Source organism: Myxococcus sp. CA039A, from assembly GCF_013336645.1.
Taxonomy (GTDB): domain Bacteria; phylum Myxococcota; class Myxococcia; order Myxococcales; family Myxococcaceae; genus Myxococcus; species Myxococcus llanfairpwllgwyngyllgogerychwyrndrobwllllantysiliogogogochensis.
The window spans coordinates 1-19024 of the sequence record NZ_JABUMQ010000040.1 but is presented as its reverse complement, the minus strand read 5'-3'; the positions used below and the strand labels follow the sequence as shown (position 1 = coordinate 19024).

General features: G+C 65.2%; 14 protein-coding genes and 1 pseudogene. 7 read left to right on the top strand and 8 right to left on the bottom strand.

The genetic code is table 11. From position 1 onward, the window contains the following. Positions 1-53: 53 nt before the first annotated feature. The 3 genes from HR086_RS09370 to HR086_RS09360 all read right to left on the bottom strand — a co-directional run bounded on the left by HR086_RS09370 (position 54) and on the right by HR086_RS09360 (position 2950). Positions 54-1544: a ricin-type beta-trefoil lectin domain protein gene (locus HR086_RS09370; protein WP_174458921.1), complete on the bottom strand. Its 1491-nt coding sequence runs from the start codon at positions 1542-1544 to the stop codon at positions 54-56. 284 nt (positions 1545-1828) lie between these two features. Next, the gene (locus HR086_RS09365; RefSeq protein ID WP_174458920.1) at positions 1829-2173 is read right to left on the bottom strand and encodes a hypothetical protein; all 345 of its coding nucleotides are present in this window, start codon (positions 2171-2173) and stop codon (positions 1829-1831) included. Between the two features lie 357 nt (positions 2174-2530). Next, positions 2531-2950: a hypothetical protein gene (locus HR086_RS09360; protein WP_174458919.1), complete on the bottom strand. Its 420-nt coding sequence runs from the start codon at positions 2948-2950 to the stop codon at positions 2531-2533. A 178-nt stretch (positions 2951-3128) separates the two neighbouring features. Between HR086_RS09360 and HR086_RS09355 the strand changes: the two are divergent. Next, positions 3129-3269, top strand: a pseudogene (locus tag HR086_RS09355) (endonuclease III); the annotation flags it as partial. Between the two features lie 235 nt (positions 3270-3504). Here the strand turns inward: HR086_RS09355 and HR086_RS09350 are convergent. From HR086_RS09350 to HR086_RS09335, 4 genes are all read right to left on the bottom strand, one after another. After that, on the bottom strand, positions 3505-4491 hold the full coding sequence (locus HR086_RS09350; RefSeq protein WP_174458918.1) for a hypothetical protein: 987 nt from the start codon (positions 4489-4491) through the stop codon (positions 3505-3507). 5 nt (positions 4492-4496) lie between these two features. Next, on the bottom strand, positions 4497-5966 hold the full coding sequence (locus HR086_RS09345; protein WP_174465404.1) for a hypothetical protein: 1470 nt from the start codon (positions 5964-5966) through the stop codon (positions 4497-4499). Positions 5967-6266: 300 nt separating this feature from the next. Next, on the bottom strand, positions 6267-7442 hold the full coding sequence (locus tag HR086_RS09340) for an IS256 family transposase (protein WP_174465403.1): 1176 nt from the start codon (positions 7440-7442) through the stop codon (positions 6267-6269). Positions 7443-8377: 935 nt separating this feature from the next. After that, complete coding sequence (locus tag HR086_RS09335) at positions 8378-8998, bottom strand: transposase (RefSeq protein ID WP_174465402.1); 621 nt, start codon at positions 8996-8998, stop codon at positions 8378-8380. Positions 8999-9454: 456 nt separating this feature from the next. On the opposite strand from HR086_RS09335, the gene nth reads away from it, so the two are divergent. The 6 genes from nth (at position 9455) to HR086_RS09305 (ending at position 17610) form a co-directional block, all read left to right on the top strand. Continuing rightward, positions 9455-10087, top strand: coding sequence for an endonuclease III (gene nth / locus HR086_RS09330; RefSeq protein ID WP_174465401.1), 633 nt, complete (start codon positions 9455-9457; stop codon positions 10085-10087). Between the two features lie 90 nt (positions 10088-10177). After that, on the top strand, positions 10178-11494 hold the full coding sequence (locus HR086_RS09325; protein ID WP_174458915.1) for a DUF418 domain-containing protein: 1317 nt from the start codon (positions 10178-10180) through the stop codon (positions 11492-11494). Between the two features lie 138 nt (positions 11495-11632). Further along, positions 11633-12466 (top strand): xanthine dehydrogenase accessory protein XdhC, encoded by an 834-nt coding sequence (xdhC, locus tag HR086_RS09320; RefSeq protein WP_174458914.1) that lies wholly within the window; start codon positions 11633-11635, stop codon positions 12464-12466. A gap of 5 nt (positions 12467-12471) precedes the next feature. Continuing rightward, positions 12472-16278: a xanthine dehydrogenase molybdopterin binding subunit gene (gene xdhB, locus HR086_RS09315; protein WP_217441737.1), complete on the top strand. Its 3807-nt coding sequence runs from the start codon at positions 12472-12474 to the stop codon at positions 16276-16278. A 56-nt stretch (positions 16279-16334) separates the two neighbouring features. Continuing rightward, the gene (locus HR086_RS09310; RefSeq protein ID WP_174465399.1) at positions 16335-16919 is read left to right on the top strand and encodes a hypothetical protein; all 585 of its coding nucleotides are present in this window, start codon (positions 16335-16337) and stop codon (positions 16917-16919) included. A gap of 91 nt (positions 16920-17010) precedes the next feature. After that, on the top strand, positions 17011-17610 hold the full coding sequence (locus tag HR086_RS09305; protein WP_174465398.1) for a hypothetical protein: 600 nt from the start codon (positions 17011-17013) through the stop codon (positions 17608-17610). 900 nt (positions 17611-18510) lie between these two features. Here the strand turns inward: HR086_RS09305 and HR086_RS09300 are convergent. Continuing rightward, positions 18511-19024 (bottom strand): hypothetical protein (locus tag HR086_RS09300; RefSeq protein WP_174465397.1); only part of this gene is annotated, 514 nt, incomplete at its 5' end.

The following is a 19024-nucleotide window of genomic DNA, read 5'->3' as shown; positions in this document are numbered from 1 at the left end:
TCCTCGGTGGGCGGCGACGCGGCCTGGTCGTAGGTCAGTAGCGGGGCGGCGCGCTACCAGCGGTGCTCCCACTTCTGGTTGTCACCTCCGTGGCATTCCCACAAGAACGGCAGCGTCCCGTCGGACGTGCTCCAGGGGTTGTCGAGGCACAGCCCGCCCGGCCCCCGAATCTCCCCTCGCAGATGGAACTTCTGCGCGGATGAGCCATTGCAGTCCCAGAGCCGGAAGGGGGTGCGGTTGGTCGTATTCCCATCGGCGAGGTCCAGACACTTCCCGCCGAGGCCGCGAATCTCCCCGCCCTGGTTGAACGTCCACCGCTGGTTCGCGCCGCCATGGCAGGCATAGGCCCACACCGGCGTGCCATTCGCGGTGCTCCACGGCACATCCAGACACCGGCCGTCCGGCGCGCGGATGAGGCCCGAATCCGTCACCGTCCACTTCTGGTTGGGGCCCCCCCAGCAGTCGAAGAGCCAGGTCCCCGAGCCGTCATACGCATAGGGGACGTCAACGCACTTGCCGGAGATGTGGCGAAGCTCCACGTTCTCCATCCGCCACTGCTGATTTCCAGTCGCCCAGCAGTCGAAGAGCCAGGTCGTGGTACCGGCTGTCGCAAAGGGCGCGTCCAGACACTTGCCCGCGTTACCGACAAAGGCCAGGGCTTCCCGCCGGAACGTCTGCGCCGAGGAGCCGTTGCACGAGTGGAGCTGGAACGGAGTGCGGTTCGCGGTGCCGCCCCCCTGCGCGTCCAGGCACTTGCCGCCCCACGCCTTCAGCTCCCCCGTGGGCCGGTGCGCCCGCCAGAGCCACCCGAGCGAGGTGTGATCCAGAAAGATGCCCTGGTTGTGGATGCCATTGTTCGAGTGGTTCACGCCGACGACCTGCAGCGAGTCGTCTTCGATCACCGCGGCACCGCTGCTTCCAGACTCCGTGTCGCAGGAGTGGAGGAAACCGGCGGCGAGAGGGGGGATGTAGCAAGTCTGCGACCACTCGAGGTCCCTGCCCTGGGGGTGACTGAAGATCGTCCCAGAGGAGCCCACCGGATTGTTGATACCGCCCGCGTTGGACTGGAATCCCACCGCCGCGGGGGGCGGCGGGCTCACCTCGAAGAAGGCGTAATCCCAGGCGCCCGAGTTCTGCATCGCCAGGATGCGGGTACAACTCGAGACCAGATAGGGGCCGGTCCCCGCGCGCTTTCCCCAGGAGACGGTCGTGTCCGCGGGACACGCGAGGTTCGACTGTCCGCCGGAGCCCGCCGCGAAACAGTGGCCCGCGGTCATCACCACGCCGTTGCCCAGGTGGGTCGCGGTACAGAAGCCCGCAGTGCCGATCTTCAGCAGGCCGAAGGCATCCAGCAGCGGGCGGTACCTCGCCGGGATGTTCGAGCCATCCGCCGCCACGGGGATGAGGTCATTGCCGCCAACGATGAGGCCTTCCCTCTGTGACTGCAGGGGTGTGTCCTCCATGGGCACACCTTCCATGACCTCGAGCTCCGTGCCACAACCCACCAGCAGCAAGGCCATCACTCCCGCCATTCGACGCAACATGCACATCCCCCCATTCCTCGTAGCGCTGCCTTGAAAATGGCCGGAGCGCCGAGGTCTCGTGCTGTCAGGAACGTGCACCGTCCAGATCCTTGGCTCCCGCGCGGGCGGACGCCGCTGAGTCGTCAGCCACCCTCCGCCTCATCCTCCTGACGCATTCGCGGTCCTCGTTCGATACATGGGAGAGAGCGCGTATGAGAAGGATTTCGCGCCGGAGTGCGCGACGTGCGGACACAGAGGAGCGCCGCACGTACGTGTGAGGCGCTCCCAACCCTGGCAGCTCGCTGTCAGTGCAGGCACTCGCTACAGGAGCCAGACAGCTTGGTATTGGCGATGAAGGAGGTGTAGTCCGCTTGCGACGTGACCACCGCGGAGCCGAAGTCAGCGTAGACCGCCCAGGTGGATGGAGTGGCCGCGGCGGCCTCGAAGGTTCCGCGATAGTAGCCCACGTCATTGTTCGTCTTGATGAAGCTCCACCCGTAATTGCGATTCCATGGGCGGCAGCTCGCATGCGTCACCATGTAGCCCGCCGTGGGAGCACCGCCACGCCCCTTCCACAGGTAGCACGCGTTCGCGGGCACCTGCGACGAGGCGGCTTGAGCGGGCGGCGTCTGCGCACCAGCACCAGTCATCAGCAGACAGCTCCCCAATGAGAAAAACGTCACGAATCCGCGCATGCTTGGGTCATCTCCGGCAGGGCCCATGAAAGTGGGGCCAGAGGCGACACAGCAAGCATCATGCCCAAGCGCGATGGGGCCCCGTGCAGGCACGACAGGTGCGCCCAAGGCCCGCTCGCCCCTCATTGACATGTCAAACGGGAGCGGATGACGCGTCAAAGGCGCATCTCCCGGGGAGAGGTCTTGCGCTCCTCGAGCGCCGCGGCGAGGTAGCGCTGGAAGTCGACCTCGCCTCGGGCGCATGCGACCTGGTGCTCGATGGGACCAGGTCAGGCGCGGGCCGGGACGAGGGCGGCGCGCCGCCGAGGCAGCTCACCCGCCTGTCCTGGAGAGGCCCTCCGTGGCGCCCGGTGGACGTGCGCCGACGACGGCGGGGCGGCCCGCGAGCAGGAGGCCCAGGATCGCGGCCGCGCCCGCTGCATGGATTCCCCCGACCCAGGCTGGCGGCATCAACGTCGCGCCCGCACCCACGAGGAAGGCCAGGGTCGCGAGGGCCGCCGACAGGCGCCAGGCCCAGAGTCTGCGGCGGAACAGGAACCCAGCCGCGACGGCGACCACGACTCCGTGGGCCAGCAGCGCCGTGGACAGCAGCGCGGACATCTCGGCGGCCATGAGTCCCGCGAGCAGCAGGTAGGGAACCACCAGTGCCTGCATGATGGCCGCACCGGTGATGAAACCGCCTCCGCGCTGGGAGGCCTGGAGGGGCGATTCACTCGCGACCGTTTCGCTCATGGGGCCGCAATGTAGCTCGACCGCCTTACCCATGGAGTGCGCGCTCACGATAGGGTCCGGCACGCCTGGGAACGTGCTCGAGGACTGGAGATGGGGAGCGGTCATCATCGCCATCCCTCTCCCCTGCTTCCGAGCCCGTGCCTGTCAGACATCCCGGGTAGGATGCCCTCCACACCCCATGAAACCCGCTGAGAAAGCCGTCCTCCTCCTCGAGCGCCTGCGTGAGAAGCACCCCGACGCACGCTACGAGCTCAACTGGTCCACGCCGTTCGAGCTGCTCGTCGCCACCATCCTCGCCGCGCAGTGTGTAACGGACCGGGGTCGCGGACTGCGCAGTCTCGGACACCCCACGGTGGCGCCGTGGGGCCCGCACGATGTCCAGGGAAACTAGCGTGTGCCAGCGGATGGGGCCATTGGCGACGTCCGCCACGAGGTTCAGGCCCAGCGCATCCCGGCAGAAGGTCAGCTCACGTTTGGGGTTGTCATGGGGCCCTGCCAGCCGTCCGCGCAGTCTAATTTTGTTCTAAAAATAGACGGACGCGGATGAAAACTGGTCATTGTCCCTTCTTGTCACTACGAGGCTTTGTTCGAGAGCCACGCCCTGGAATGGTAGAAGCAGGCTTGCTGGATGATGGGCAAGTGCCAGCATCCATGCGCTCCTCGCAAGTGACATAACTACAGAAGATATTGAGAGGGTGCCGTTCGGATGGTGGGAGCTTCTGCACGATCCCCAGGCATCGATGGAGCAATGAACCGGAGCCGCTCTCTCCGTCCGCGTCCTGTGGCAGCCGCGCCTTGGCCTCAATGGCGCGGTGGTAATGGTCAATAGCGCCGTAGTTGTCGCCCAGTTGGTCGGCAAGTTCGGCTCGGGAAACAAGACACAGGAGTTCGTCAGGCGCCTGAGTGAGGGCAGTGTCCAGCATGCTGGCTGCCGTCGTAAGCTGGCCAAGGGACTTGTGGTACTCCGAAAAGACATACCCCTTCTGACACGTCTGAGTATCACTCGGAGTCGTCGGCGCCTCCTTGAGTTCGAACTCGAGTTGCGAACTCGCCACCCCCTTCCAGCTCGCGTCATTCGTGCCATTTCGACTGTCCAAAAAGACCTGCATCGTGTAGCGCCCGGCCGCCGGCGTGGCAGTGGCCTCGGGCGATAGCACGACGGTCAACTCCCCCCGCTGCTCCGTATCCAAAGTGAGGGACGGGCCTACGGTTGTGAGCAATCGATAAGGCCATTGTTGGATCTCGCCCTGTGAGTTCCGAACAACGAGCTTTACGAGAGCCGTCCATCTCCCGCTGGGGACAGAAACGGATATGGGCTGGACCGTTTCGCCCTTCGCTGCCGCGAGTGCCGCTTTCGGGTGGGCAACAGAAATCTCGGTGACGATGGGCCAACCCCGATACGTTCCTCCTTCACCTCCTGCGACAAGCCCCAGATCGACATCGGGTCCCTCCGCCCCAGGCGACTGTGCGAAGACTGCTCCTGGCAGCACAAGCGCCAGGGCAGAGCACCACACTGAAAGCATGCGATATTTTTTCGTCATGACCATCACCGGGGTTGAGCAGGGACCGCATCGTTGACGAGAATTTGATGAACGCAGCTACCGCGCCCTGCACTTGCATTCCCGTGGCGCGACGGCTGAGCAGGAATTCCAGTTTTATTGAATGTCTTTCCAAGGCCGTCCGTGCAAAGCACCCCACCCGGGGTTTCGCTTGGAGAAATCCAGTATCGGACATCTAGTTGACCAGGCCGCACGACGACATTCGCATCATTGTATCGAAGAATACAGCTCTCGTCACCGCTATGTTGCTTTCCGGGAGGGAGCGACGCCTTGACAGGCGTGCTTCTCTGCGGACCAGGAACCCTATTGGCGTTGTCGTGAAGGACGGCTTTGGTGGTCTCATCTATGAGTTGTCGGATAACAACAGGATTCCTTGTCCCGGCGTTGTCATCCGCCTCCACGAGGCTGCCATCGGACTTGAAGACCAAATACCGGATGACTTCGCCCCCCTCTCCATGATGGTAGACATTGAGAGAATGCCCAAGCTCGTGAGCAACATCACGAATCAACTGTTGCTGACTGAGCTGCTTGAGCGCCTGCTCGGCAATCTCGATCCTGGAGAAAACCTTGGGTGTTCCCAGGGCGTTCGTATTCGAACGCCTTGCGTGAGAGTTGCCATCCGGCGTCCTCACTGCAGTCAGAACAACCAGATGCTGATCAACCCTGTGATTCACATTGTCGTGGTTGAAATTAACAACCCGGCGATTGAGAGAGAAATCAGTTCCGCTCTGGGGTGGCTCGAACTCGCCACGATCCAAATGATGGACGGTCAGGCCAGATGCAGCTTCGAACAGGGCGACGCCCTTCTTGGCAACAGCGCTAGCCGGGGAAACACCCATGCTTGTTGGGTCGACATGAACAAAGAAATCCTTCTTGCTTGGGTTTCCTTCCACGTGCTTCCCCTGCTCCCAGAAACCTCGATACTCCTCATAGAGTGTCAAACCATCGCCATTGTTTCCATCACCAGCAGGCACAGATTCATTGTCATCGGAATCACCTTGCCCGCCGGTGCCTGTTCTGTTCCTCCAAGATATTGCGATGTTCGAATTGGGAGCACGCTGAGGAATGCGCAGCTCCGTTTCATCTGCAGCAGAAAGGACGGCAACAACAGCGGTTCCGTCTTCCATTATCGCTCCTGCCTCGATCTTGCCATAGGCACCCCAGTCACGAGCGAGCACTTCGACTGTGGCCGTCTGGTGCTGGCCATCCGGAGTCGTTCCAATTTGGAGGTCGCCCATCTGAGAGAGAGCCAGGACCGTTCCAGGAGCTTGGTTCATGACAAGGTCGAAGTCACTGTTCGCCTGCCCAGGCAGTGGCGAGTTGCCTGCGATGCCAGGTACTCTCGATGACGTCAGACGAAAACTGATGGTCTTGGCCTTCTTGCTAGGTGCCCCCACCAAGTGGGCCTTGAAGATGGCGCTTGCTCCCGGTTGCACGAGCGGCGGCGCGCTCAACATAGGGCGACTCCCAGGTGCAGTGAATGTAGTGATGCTGCTGTCTAACGGTGGGATGCCAGAAACATCGGGAGTGAGTCCAGCGATGCTCGCCATGGGACGCCAAGTCCCATAATCAGGCGGTGGCTCAAGAATGAGCTTTACCTCCCCAACCTGCAGGGGGACGAGGTCGAACTTGAAGCGCCAAGTAACGCGTTCATCACCCTCGCCACAGGTAGGGAGCTGCTCGTCGCGCGGGTCAAGTCCCGAATCGTGTGTAGTTGGTTCGGAGGGGGAACGGGGGAGGAAGGCTCCTTGGCGGATTCATTCAGCGGTGTCTGGGTTTGAAGTCAGCAGGGCCATGTCGAGGTAGCGGCGGTCATCCCAGATGCCAGAGACTTCGAGGGCGACGGCGGTGATGAGGCGCAGTGCGCTGGCGCGGTCCGGGAAGGCGCCCACGGAGCGGATGCGGCGCTTGACTTCGCCATGGAGTCGCTCCAGGCCGTTGGTGCTGCGAAGCCGCTTCCAGTGGGCCTTGGGGAAAGAGAAGAAGCAGGTGGCCGGGGCAAAGCCCTCGCGCAAGCACTCCATGGCCTCGGGGACCTGGCGGCCCAGGCCGGCCTGGAGCGCCTCCAGACGCTTCCTGGCGTCCTGGAGAGTCGGTGCCTCGAAGACGGCTGAGGTCTCCTTGCCGAGGCGGCCTCGCAGTCGCCAGGGGGCCTTGGCGAGGACGTTCCGGGTGAGGTGCACCGTGCAACGCTGGAGTCGGGCCTCGGGCAGCGACTGCCGGGCCGCGGCGGCCAGCCCCGCGTGTCCGTCGGCGATGACAAGCCGCACACCCCTCAGGCCTCGCTCGAGCAACTGGCGAAGCAGTTCCAGCCACGAGTCCATCGACTCGCTGCCACCCAGAGTCACGGCCAGCAGATGCCGGTGCCCATCCTCTCCCACGCCGTAGGCCACCAGGGCCGAGACGTTCTGCACCGTGCGCGCCCACCTCGCGTCCAGGAAGGTGGCATCCAGGTAGAGGTAGGGGAAGGCCTGGGTGAGGGGTTGGGTGCGCAGGCCCTCCACTTTCTGTTCCAGGGACTTCGTCACCCGGCTCACCGTCGAGCGCGAAACCTCCTCGCCCATGAGCGCCCTGGTCACCCGGCCCATCTTCCTCGTGGAGACGCCCTGCACGTACGCGCTGGTAATCGCCTCGTCGAGCTCTTCGCTGCGCCGCTTGTAACGGCCCAGCACGGCCTCCGCCGAGCCGCTGGCCCTCGTCCGAGGCACGGCCACCTCCAGGTGCCCCATGGACGTCAAGAGGCCTCGCAGGTAGCTGCCATTGCGCTGGTCCTTGCGCCCAGCCACCTGCTGCCAGCGCCCGGCCCCCACCAGGCCCCGAATCTCCTCCTCCAGCAGCATCTCCAACGTCATGCGGATGGCTCCCAGGAAGAGTGCGCGCACGTCGGTGCGCACCTCCTCGTGCGAGGGCGCGGCAAACTCGGTATCGTCCACGGCGGGAACTCCTCGGCTCCCCTGCCAGGGGGAGACCGTCTCGGTTGGTTTCACCGAGGAGCTTCCCTCTTTCACGCTCATCCCTGCTCGCCGACTACACACTTATAGGGACACGACCCGTCGCCCCCCTCACCTCGCAGAGCAAAACCAGAATCCGGCAGTTGCCAAAAATTGAAACTAGGGATGCCCCGCCAACGGATCAGATACTCTTCCTCGACTTCCTCGCGAGTTCCACCGGGAGCTGCGGGGAATTCCTCGTGCCTCTTTGTAACGGGGATGAAGGTCGATGAATTGAGGTCATCTCCGTAGATGAATGCGAACTGGGTTGCATCATCGATCATTTCAGGTGGAACGAACGGGTCAAGAAATACGCGCGCATTCGTATCGAAGTGGTGAGAGCCTCCCGTCCACGTGTCCTTAAACGTCAGCCTCTTTCCGTCCGGAAAAACAATAGTCTCAGTCCGGACACAAGAGAGACTAGCGGTCCCCCGGAAACTCCCTTCCCAGTAATAGATAGACTCAGAATCTTGCTCAAGATAGACAGAACCAGAGACCACATGACTGCACGACAAACGAACCGTTGTTCCACCCCCTCCAGTAAATGTTTTCTCAGAGGAGTCACTTGAGAAGCTGAGTGTCCCACCGAAGGCCTCCACATTCGCAAAACGACTGGCTCCAAGCGCAGCCCGAGAATTTGTAGACTCGAGAGCAACTACTGCGGGAGCGTCTGCAACGTCGGAACTGCATGCGATGATCTGCATCACAGCTGCAAGAACAACGAGTCGCCTCATCAAGTGAACCCCCTCTTCACGATGAACCGTCTACTATCAGGTTTGTCCAGAAGTCAATTCAATCAATTCCACACATAAATTCACATCCACTGGAAATCATGATCACGGCAAGGCGCTAGCGAAGAGCGACTTAGTACTACTTGATCAGATGCGAGAGGGACCGCGAGGTGGAGCGCGTGCGCCGACGTGGCGTAGGCAGAGCGGACAGTGGCCGATGCGGCGCAGCAGCAGGTGCTGAAGTCGACGGCGCACCTGGGCAGCGTCCACCGCGTCCTGCTCCGGGGGAAAAAGCGCTCGACGGAGCGCGCGAAAGCCGTGGGCCACCATGCAAAGCGTGGCGTGGTGGTGGAAGCCTCTCCAGGTGCGGCCTTCGAAGTGGTCCAGCCCCACCTCCCCCTTCATCTCCTGGTAGTCGATCTCCACGCGCCAGCGCAGCTGCGCCAGCGTCACCAGTCGCTTGAGCGGCGTGTCGGAGGGCAACGACGAAAGGTAATACTTCGTCGGTGAGGCTTCGCCCGCTGGCCACTCGCACAGCAGCCATTCCGGAGCCCCAGGCGCTTTACGCACGACGTGGCCTTCCGCAGGCTGGATTCGTATCGCGGCGAAGGTGGAGGACTGAAGGCCACGGCTGCCCTCGCGCCAGCTGACACGGCGGTACTCCTCTTCGGGCAGTTGGCGCGCCAATTCTTCAATCGTCCACGGCTGCACGCCGCTGTTGGTGACGAAGCGCGTCCGGGGACGCCCGTACTCGCCTGCCTTCTTCACTGTCAAGGACCGGGGGCATGGACCGCAAGCGGGTCGGCCAAACGGATCCCGAGTCTTGATCGCATAGGATTGGCCGCTTGCGGCCGATTGATCGGTGTCCATGCGGAGGAAGGGTCAAGGGCGCAGAACGGTTCAGGGTTCGGCGCAGCCGACCCTTGACGCTCCCGAGCACGCGAGCTTCGGTTCTGATCGACAGTTCGATCCGGCAAGGTGACCCGCGAGCGATCCGATGGGAGGGTCCATCACAACCGGACGTGCGCGCCCCGTGAGGTGCACACTCACGGGAGGGCCCTGCACACCTCGGAACGTGCCCGAAGGACTGGAGATGAGGAGCGGCCATGGCCCTCCCCCCGTAACTGCTTGCCCTCCCTCAATCTGGGCATGCACCCACCACCGCGCCGCCACTTCCGAGCCCGTGCCTGTCAGACATCCCGGGTAGGATGTCCTCCACACCCCATGAAACCCGCTGAGAAAGCCGCCCTCCTCCTCGAGCGCCTGCGTGAGAAGCACCCCGACGCACGCTACGAGCTCAACTGGTCCACGCCGTTCGAGCTGCTCGTCGCCACCATCCTCGCCGCGCAGTGCACCGACGAGCGCGTCAACCGCGTCACCGCCACCGTGTTCCCCAAATACCCGGGCCCCCGGGCCTTCGCGGACGCCGACACCGCGGAGCTGGAGGAAGACCTCAAGCCCACCGGGTTCTTCAAGCAGAAGACCAAGTCCGTCCAGGCCATGAGCCGCGCGCTGCTCGCGGACTTCGGCGGAGAGGTCCCCCGCACTGTCGCGGAGCTGGTGACGCTCCCCGGCGTGGCGCGCAAGACGGCCAACGTGGTCCTCAACACCGCCTTCAACCTGGCGTCCGGCATCATCGTCGACACGCACGTCGCCCGCGTCAGCCAGCGCCTGGGCCTGACGAAGCACGAAAAGCCGGAGGCGATTGAAGAGGACCTGATGAAGCTGGTGCCCCAGGACGCGTGGACCTTCTTCGGCCCCGCCACCGTCCTGCATGGCCGCTACACCTGCACCGCCAAGAAGCCGAAGTGCGACGAGTGCATCGTGAAGGACATCTGCCCACGCATCGGCGTGTAGACCCACCCGACCCACTCGAAGCGCGCGCAATTCACCGCTGCCGTGGAATACCGGCAATAAAGCTCAGGTTCAGGCGTTCTTTCCGAACACATGACCTCTGCTCCTTCCGCGGTGACCACCGCCGAGGCCCGCCCGGTCGATTCGGGCGAGCGCCTGGTGTTGCTCGACACGCTGCGCGGCTTCGCGCTGTGCGGCGTGTTCATCTCCAATACGTTTATGTGGTTCAGCGGCCGGGCCTTCATGCCCCGGGAGCAACTCGAGTCCCTGTTCGCAAATGGGACGATGCTCGACAAGGTGCTCCTGCCCGTCGTGACGACGCTGGTGAGCGGGCGGTTCATCACCATCTTCTCGTTCCTCTTCGGACTGGGCTTCGCGGTGCAGATGGGCCGAGCGGAGGCGCGGGGCTCGCCCGTCACGCGCCTCTACGTGCGCCGGCTCGGGGTGATGCTCCTGCTGGGGCTCACGCACCTGACGCTCATCTGGTACGGAGATATCCTCAGCAACTACGCGCTGCTGGGCTTCTGGCTGCTGTTGTTCCGGCGCCGGGAGGACCGGACGATTCTCAAGGTCGCCGCGGTGCTGCTCTTCGCGTGGCCCATCGTGAGCGCGGTCATCTTCAAGCTGCCGCAGTTGATGGCCGCCACGCCGGAGGCCGCCGCCGCGCTGGCGAAGCTGGAGACGGAGCGCTCCGCGGCCCTGAAGGCGGACACCCTGTCGGTGTTCCAGAACGGGAACTGGTGGGCCGTGGTGAAGGGCGGCCTGTCGTTCTACCGGCGCGAGTTCCTGCTCATCATGTGCGTCAACTCGCTGGCGCTGCTGGGCCGCTTCCTCCTGGGCTTCTATGCGGGCCGCAAGCGCCTGTTCCATGACGCGCCCCAGCACGTGGCCTTCTTCCGCCGCCTGTTCTTCTGGTCGCTGGGATTGGGCGTGCTGGGCAGCAGCGTGGGCGTGGTGACGCAGCAGCTCGTGCTGCGCAAGATCATCAATCCGGAGACGCTGCCCGTGTGGCTGCCCATGGTGCTGGCCCCGGTGCGCGCCATGGGTGAGGTGGGCATCGCCGCGACGTACGTGTCGGGCATCACCCTGCTCTTCCAGCGCGCGACGGGGCAGAAAATCCTGTCCGTGCTCGCGCCGGTGGGCCGCATGGCGCTGACCAACTACCTGAGCCAGTCCGTCGTCAGCATCCTCGTGTTCTACGGCTACGGCCTGGGGCTCGTCGGCAAGCTGACGCCCAGCATGAGCATCGTGTACTGCCTGGGGGTCTTCACCGTTCAAATCGTGTGGAGCCACCTGTGGCTCGCGCGCTTCCGCTTCGGGCCCATGGAGTGGGTGTGGCGCTCGCTGACGTACGGCAAGCTCCAGCCCATGCGCCGGAGCACCGAGGCCGGCGCGGCGGTGGCCACGTAGGCTCGGCGCGGAGCCCCAGGGAGAGGGCCCCGGGGCATCCCCAGGGGGCGGCCCGGACACCAGGCCGTCGTCCAGCCCACGGACTCCGGGTGAGAGTCATCCCCGTCGGACTCCGGGTGTGGCAGACTCACAGGGACCATGTGGGATTGGGTCCGCCAGCTGGGCGAGTGGGCGCGCGAGGATGCGCCCTTCGCCGTGGCCACCGTTACAGCGTGCCAGGGAAGTACCCCCGCCGAGCCCGGCGCGAAGCTGCTGGTGCGTGGGGACGGCGCGTTCCACGGCACCGTGGGCGGCGGACACCTGGAGCAGTTGGTGCTCGCCGACGCGCGGGCCTGTCTGGAGCGCGGCGAGTCCCGCTCCTATCGCTATCCGCTGGGCGCGAAGCTCGGCCAGTGCTGTGGGGGCGTGGTGGACATCTTCGTGGAGCCCGTCAACCACGGGCCTCGCCTGTACCTCTTCGGGGCCGGGCACGTGGGCCAGGCGGTGTGCCGCATCCTCGAGGGGACCCCCTTCCGCGTACACCTGGTGGACGAGCGCCCCGAGTGGCTCCACGGCGAGCGCGTGCCCGCGGCGGTGACACGCCACGACGAGTCCTGGGAGGACTTCGTGGCCCAGGCCGTGTGGGACGCGCGCCGGACGTACGTCGCGGTGATGACGCACCGGCATGACCTGGACCAGGACATCATCGCCGCCGCGCTGGAGAAGCCCGCGCGATACATCGGCCTCATCGGCAGCAAGACGAAGTGGGCGCGCTTCCGGCAGCGGCTGGAGGCGCGAGGCGTGCCCGCGACGCTGCTGAGCCGGGTGCAGTGCCCCATGGGGCTGGAGCTGGGGGGCAAGTCCCCCCAGGAAGTCGCGGTGAGCATCGCCGCGGGGCTGCTCCAGCTCCACCACCAACCTTTCGTTGAAACCCGCCCCGAGCCATCCGCCTCGGAGCCGCCCCGCCTGCGCGGGGTTTCGTCTGGAGAATGAGCACCATGTTCGAGTTCCGGCTCAACGGGAGCCTGGTCGGCGTCGAGGACGTGTCGCCCAACACCACGCTGCTCGACTACCTGCGCGCCCAAGGCGCCACGGGAACGAAGCAGGGCTGCGCCGAGGGGGACTGTGGCGCGTGCACCGTGGCGATGGTGGACCGCGATGCCCAGGGCAACCGCTGCCTGCGCGCGTTCAACAGTTGCATCACCCTGGTGCCCATGGTGGCCGGGCGCGAGGTGGTGACGGTGGAGGGCGTGGGCTCGCGCGAGAAGCCACACCCCGTGCAGCAGGCGATGGTGAAGCACTACGGCTCGCAGTGTGGTTTCTGCACGCCGGGCTTCATCGTCTCCATGGCGGAGGCGTATTCGCGGCCGGAGGTCTGTACCCCGGAGACGGTGGCGGACCAGCTCTGTGGAAACATCTGTCGCTGTACCGGCTACCGGCCCATCCGCGACGCGATGATGGAGGCGCTCGCCGCGCGGGATTCGGCGGTGGGCCTGCAGCCGTTGCCGGGCACGTCGCTCGGGGGCCCTGCTTCGCCGGTGTCGGCGCTGAGCTATGAGGCCGGCGGCCAGAAGTTCCTGCGGCCCACGTCGTGGGAGGAACTGCTCGCGCTGAAGGCCGCGCATCCGGAGGCGCTGCTCGTGGCGGGCGCCACGGAAGTGGGCGTGGACATCACCAAGAAGGCCCGGCGCTTTCAGTTCCTCATCTCCACCGAGGGCGTGGAGTCCCTGCGCGCCATCCGCCGTGAAGCGGACGGCTGGTACGTGGGCGGCGCGGCGACGCTCGTGGACCTGGAGGATGCGCTCGGCAAGGACGTGCCCGAGGTGGGGAAGATGCTCAACGTCTTCGCCTCGCGACAGATCCGGCAGCGGGCCACGCTGTCGGGCAACCTGGTGACGGCGTCGCCGATTGGCGACCTGGCGCCGGTGCTGCTCGCGCTGGATGCTCGGATGGTGCTGTCGTCCGTGAAGGGCGAGCGGACGGTGGCGCTGTCGGACTTCTTCCTCGCGTACCGGAAGACGGCGCTCCAGGTGGACGAGGTCGTGCGCTTCATCGTCATCCCGCATGCGCCTTCGGCGGCCAGTGGACTCCGGCGGGTGTCGGATTCGTTCAAGGTGTCCAAGCGGCGCGAGCTGGATATCAGCATCGTCGCCGCGGGCTTCTGCGTGGAGCTGGATGCGGGCGGAGTGGTGCGCACGGCGCGGCTTGGGTACGGCGGCGTGGCGGCCACGCCCATTCGCGCGCGACGCACCGAGGAGCTGCTCGTCGGCCAGCCGTGGACCCGGGAGACGGTGGACAAGGTGCTGCCCATGCTCTCGGGCGAGCTGTCCCCCATCAGCGACTTGCGCGGGAGCGCGGAGTACCGACGCGGGCTCATCGTGAGCCTGTTCGAGAAGTTCTTCTCGGGGGAGCAGAGTCCCTCGCTGGACGCGGCGCCGGGCTTCGTCACGGGAGACGCCGAGGCGCCCACGGACACCAGCCGCGTGCTGCGACATGAGAGCGCGCTGGGTCATGTGACGGGGGCCGCGAAGTACGTGGACGATGTGGCGCAGGGCCGGCCCATGCTGGAGGTGTGGCCGGTGTGTTCGCCGCATGCGCACGCGCGAATCCTGCGCAGGGATGCGACGGCCGCGAGGGCACTGCCAGGCGTGGTGACGGTGCTGCTCGCGGAGGACATCCCCGGGATGAACGACACGGGGCCCATCCGCCACGACGAGCCGCTCCTGGCGAAGGACGAGGTGCTGTTCCACGGGCAGATTGTCGCCGTGGTGGTGGGAGAGAGCATCGACGCGTGCCGCGAGGCCGCGAAGCAGGTGGTGGTGGAGTACGAACCGCTGCCGGCCATCCTCACCGTGGAAGACGCGATGGCGCAGGGCAGCTACCACACGGAGCCGCACGTCATCCGGCGCGGCGATGTGGACGCGGCGCTCGCGTCGAGCCCGCGTCGGTTGTCGGGCACGGTGACGATGGGCGGACAGGAGCACTTCTACCTGGAGACGCAGGCGGCCTTCGCCGAGAAGGGCGACGACGGCGACATCACGGTGGTGTCCTCCACGCAGCACCCGTCCGAGGTGCAGGCGGTGATTTCCCACATGTTGCACCTGCCGCGCAGTCGCGTGGTGGTGCAGTCACCGCGCATGGGTGGCGGCTTCGGTGGCAAGGAGACGCAGGGCAACTCGCCCGCGGCCATTGTCGCGCTGGCCGCGTGGCACACGGGCAAGCCGGTGCGGTGGATGATGGACCGGGACGTGGACATGGCGGTGACGGGAAAGCGCCATCCGTTCCATGCCACGTTCGAGGTGGGCTTCACTGAGCAGGGCAAGCTGCTCGCCCTGCGCGCGCAGCTCGTATCGAACGCGGGCTGGTCGCTGGATTTGTCCGAGTCGATTACGGACCGCGCCCTCTTCCACCTGGACAACGCCTATTACGTCCCGGCCATGAGCTACACGGGCCGCGTGGCGAAGACGCATCTGGTGTCCAACACGGCCTTCCGTGGCTTCGGGGGTCCGCAGGGGATGCTGGTGGGTGAGGAGGTCCTCGACCGCGTGGCGCGCACGCTGGGCCTGCCGCCGGAGGAGGTGCGCGAGCGCAACTTCTATCGAGGCACCGGTGAGACGAACACGACGCACTACGGACAGGAGCTGGAGGACGAGCGGCTGCCGCACCTGTGGCGCGAGCTGAAGGACTCGTCGGACTTCGCGCGCCGCCGTCGGGAGGTGGAGGAGTTCAATGCCCGCTCACCGCGAATCAAGCGCGGGCTGGCGATGACGCCGATGAAGTTCGGCATCTCCTTCACGGCGACGTTCCTGAATCAAGCGGGCGCGCTGGTGCATGTGTACCGGGATGGCTCGGTGATGCTGTCGCACGGCGGCACGGAGATGGGCCAGGGTCTGCACACGAAGATTCAGGGCGTGGCCATGCGCGAGCTGGGATTGCCCGCGGACGCCATCCGGGTGGCGAAGACGGTGACGGACAAGGTGCCCAACACCTCCGCCACGGCGGCCTCGTCGGGTTCGGACCTGAATGGCGCGGCGGTGCGCGAGGCGTGCGTCACGCTGCGTGGGCGGCTTGTGCCAGTGGCCGTGAAGCTGCTGTCGGAGAGGCACGGGCGCACCGTGGCTCCGGAGACGGTGGTGTTCCAGGACGGGCGCGTGGGGGTAGCGGACGCGTCCGTGTCCTTCGCGGAGGTGGTGGACGCGGCGTACCTGGCGCGCGTGGGGCTCTCGGTGACGGGCTACTACCAGACGCCGGGCATCGGCTACGACAAGGCGAAGGGCCGAGGGAAGCCGTTCCTCTACTTCGCGTATGGCGCGGCGGTGACGGAGGTGGAGGTGGACGGCCACACGGGCATGAAGCGGGTGCTCCGAGTGGACGTGCTGGAGGACGTGGGTGACTCGCTCAACCCGGGTGTGGACCGGGGACAGATTGAAGGCGGCTTCGTCCAGGGCATGGGCTGGCTGACGGGCGAGGACCTGCGCTGGGATGCGAAGGGACGGTTGCTCACGCACTCGGCCAGCACGTACCCGGTGCCCGCGTTCAGCGATGCGCCGGTGGACTTCCGTGTGCGGCTGTTGGAGCGGGCGCGGCAGCACAACACGATTCACGGCAGCAAGGCGGTGGGCGAGCCGCCGCTGATGCTGGCGCTGTCGGTGCGCGAGGCGCTGAGGGATGCGGTGGGTGCGTTCGGGGCTCCGGGCGAAGAGGTGGAGCTGGCCGCTCCCGCCACGCACGAGGCCCTGTTCCTGGCCATCCAGCGGCGTGAGGCCCGGAGCAAGTCTGAGTCGCGGCTGGTGGTCGCGGCATAGCTTCCTGGCGCCCCGTGGGAACGAGGCGCCGTTCACCACACGAGAGCAGGAGCAATGTGACGACACATACGTTGGAGTCGTTGAAGCCTCGGCTTCGGAGGGCCGGGGACCTCGCGGACCTCCTGCTCGAGGAGCACGCGACGTTCCTCGACGGTGACACCTGGGTCCACGAGGGAGACCTGGTGCTCGAAGGGGAGCTTGAGGTGAAGCGGGGGGCGTTGCTGATTCTGGGAAATCTGAGGGTCAGCGATGCCGTTGGGACGGACGAGAGCGGCAAGCTCGTCGTCACGGGTCGACTCGATGCCCGCCACCTCTATCTGGAAGGCGACCTGCGGGTGCACAAGGACGTTGCGCTCCGAGGCGCCCTCTTCGGCTTCTACGAAGCGGGCAATTCACAGGTCGACGGACGGACGACCGCGAAGCTCGGTCTCATCGGCGACCATGAATGGGAGTGCGATGACGAGCACTACGAGGTCTCTGGCCGCTTCTCGAACTTCGTCGAGATTGAGGAGGGAGACCCCGATGCCATCCGCCAGCTCATGGGCGACAAGGAGTTCGCCATTCTCGCGCCCATGCTGGGTCTGTCCGACGAGGATACGGAGTGCGATGGTTACGGAATGAAGCTCTTCTTCCGGGTCTGAGCAAAGCGCGAGTCTCGGAGCAAGACGGAGACGGGACTGGTCGCGACGTAGGTCCTGGGCGCCGATTCATCGTTGAACGTGGAGACGTGACTTGAAAGAGCAGACACTGCAGTCGCTGAAGCCGAAGCTCCGGCCCGTGAAGGACGAGGACCTCGAGCAGATTGGTGATGAGGACATCGCGGGAGTCCTCGGTGATGACAGTTGGGTTCACGAGGGAGACCTCGTGATTGAGGGCGACCTCAGCGTGACGGAGGGGGCGCTGTTGGTCCTGGGGGACCTGACGGTGAGCGGCGAGGTCACGACGGATGAGACGGGCACGTTGGCTGTCATGGGCCAGCTCAAGGCCCACCACCTCTACCTGGAGGGCAACCTGGAGGTTCACGGGGATGCCACGCTCAGCGGTGTCGTCTACGGCTTCTACGAAGCGGGCATCTCCCGGGTCTACGGCAAGACGACCGCGAAGCTCGGCCTGATTGGCAATCACGACTGGTCTTGCGACAGCGAGCACTACGAAGTCTCGGGGCGCTTCAGCAACTTCCACAAGCTCATGGAAGGAGACCCGGAAGCCATCCGCAAGCTCGTCGGCGACAAGGAGTTCGCCCAGCTCGCGCGCATGCTGGGGGTGACCAAGGAAGAGGCGGAGGGTTCGTCGAACAGTGCCTGGGGACTGAGCCTCTTCCACCGGGTCTGAGCTGTCCGCGTCGGTCCCTGCGCTTGAACAGGGACCACGAGGAGGGTGATGAGAGCCCACAGAAACCGACGGCCACTCATTGTGTAGTCCCGTGTATCGCTCGGTCGGAACCACACCCCTTGTCCCCTCAACCAAGGAGATCGTTCACTGGGTGATGCACAAACGAAACGAGTCCGCTCCGCTCGACAAGCGACATGCACTGTCCGCGCACTGAACACAAAGAAAGATTTATGACGAAAGGCCCGCCCCTTTCGGCAGGGCATTATCGGAGCCAAGGCACATGCATGTGAACAGCATTTGGTGGAAGTCCTTGTGTCTCATGTCGGGTCTGCTCGCGACCATGCCCGCTTGGGCCGAAACCGCGCTGTTGGTTTGCCCTGGTACAGAGGCAACCCACTATGAACCAGGGGTTACTCAGACGCCGCGCCCCGTGGTGTTCACGAGTGAGGCCGTGCTCGGCCCATGCGTAGGGATTCCATTGGGCATCGTTTCCGCGACAATCCAGTCGGAGGGACAGGGCAATCTGAGCTGCTCGCTAGGGTCCACGGATTCCATCATCCACATCGAGTGGAGCGATGGGACGTGGAGCAAGGCAAAGGGCCGCACTGTGCTCAATGCTCGACCTGCCGGAGAGTTGGTCATCGTGCTCACTGCGCGGGTAGTAGCCGGGCGATTCCTGGGCGCGGAGGTCGTGCGCACGCTGACGCTGCTCCAGACAGACCTGACGGCCTGCTGGACACCCGAGGGTGTAACGGACGTTGCGGGTGTGGCGTCCCTTGTGCTTACAAGCCTGCTCTGAACGAGTCACGAGGCGGTGGGCCGACGCAATTGGCTCTTGCTCGGCAGTGATGAGGCTGGCGAGATGCAAAGTGCGCTGACGCTCGAGCAGGTCTGCGCGCCTCAGCCCACCACCCGCTCGACCCCTGGACGCACAGCTTCGGGCGGGATGGGCAGGTGCGTGGTGTTGGAGCCCGGGAAGCGTTCCGAGGCCCACTGACACAGGTGGTCCACACACGATTCAATCGCACCACCCGTCGTGAAGATGTGATTGGTGCCCTTGAGGCGAATCCGCGACAGGTTCGGATGTGGCAGATCCGCCAGCGCCGAGCGATGGATACGGTCGAAGAACACGTCCCGCAGCTTGCCCTCCGCCGTCAACACCAGCACCGGCTGCCCGCGCTCCACCACCCGCTGCCACGCCCGCACCAGCGGCACGTTCGCCACCGCCGGCAGCGAATCCCAGTCCATCAACAAATCGAGCAGCTTCTGTCGCGGGAACGGCACGTACTTGAACAGCCGCGCATACTCGTTCTCCCGCGTCAGCATCCGCATCCAGCCCCAATACGAAAAGAGCTTCGACGTCACCCGCTTCAATGACAGCCGCGAGGACTCAACCTCCACCTCGGCCCCCTCC

What these genes read in the sequence shown, in the direction of transcription:
- HR086_RS09370 (WP_174458921.1), bottom strand. Translation starts at nt 1,544, where the DNA reads ATGTTGCGTCGAATGGCGGGAGTGATGGCCTTGCTGCTGGTGGGTTGT.
- HR086_RS09365 (WP_174458920.1), bottom strand. Translation starts at nt 2,173, where the DNA reads ATGACTGGTGCTGGTGCGCAGACGCCGCCCGCTCAAGCCGCCTCGTCG.
- HR086_RS09360 (WP_174458919.1), bottom strand. Translation starts at nt 2,950, where the DNA reads ATGAGCGAAACGGTCGCGAGTGAATCGCCCCTCCAGGCCTCCCAGCGC.
- HR086_RS09350 (WP_174458918.1), bottom strand. Translation starts at nt 4,491, where the DNA reads ATGACGAAAAAATATCGCATGCTTTCAGTGTGGTGCTCTGCCCTGGCG.
- HR086_RS09345 (WP_174465404.1), bottom strand. Translation starts at nt 5,966, where the DNA reads ATGTTGAGCGCGCCGCCGCTCGTGCAACCGGGAGCAAGCGCCATCTTC.
- nth (WP_174465401.1), top strand. Translation starts at nt 9,455, where the DNA reads ATGAAACCCGCTGAGAAAGCCGCCCTCCTCCTCGAGCGCCTGCGTGAG.
- HR086_RS09325 (WP_174458915.1), top strand. Translation starts at nt 10,178, where the DNA reads ATGACCTCTGCTCCTTCCGCGGTGACCACCGCCGAGGCCCGCCCGGTC.
- xdhC (WP_174458914.1), top strand. Translation starts at nt 11,633, where the DNA reads ATGTGGGATTGGGTCCGCCAGCTGGGCGAGTGGGCGCGCGAGGATGCG.
- xdhB (WP_217441737.1), top strand. Translation starts at nt 12,472, where the DNA reads ATGTTCGAGTTCCGGCTCAACGGGAGCCTGGTCGGCGTCGAGGACGTG.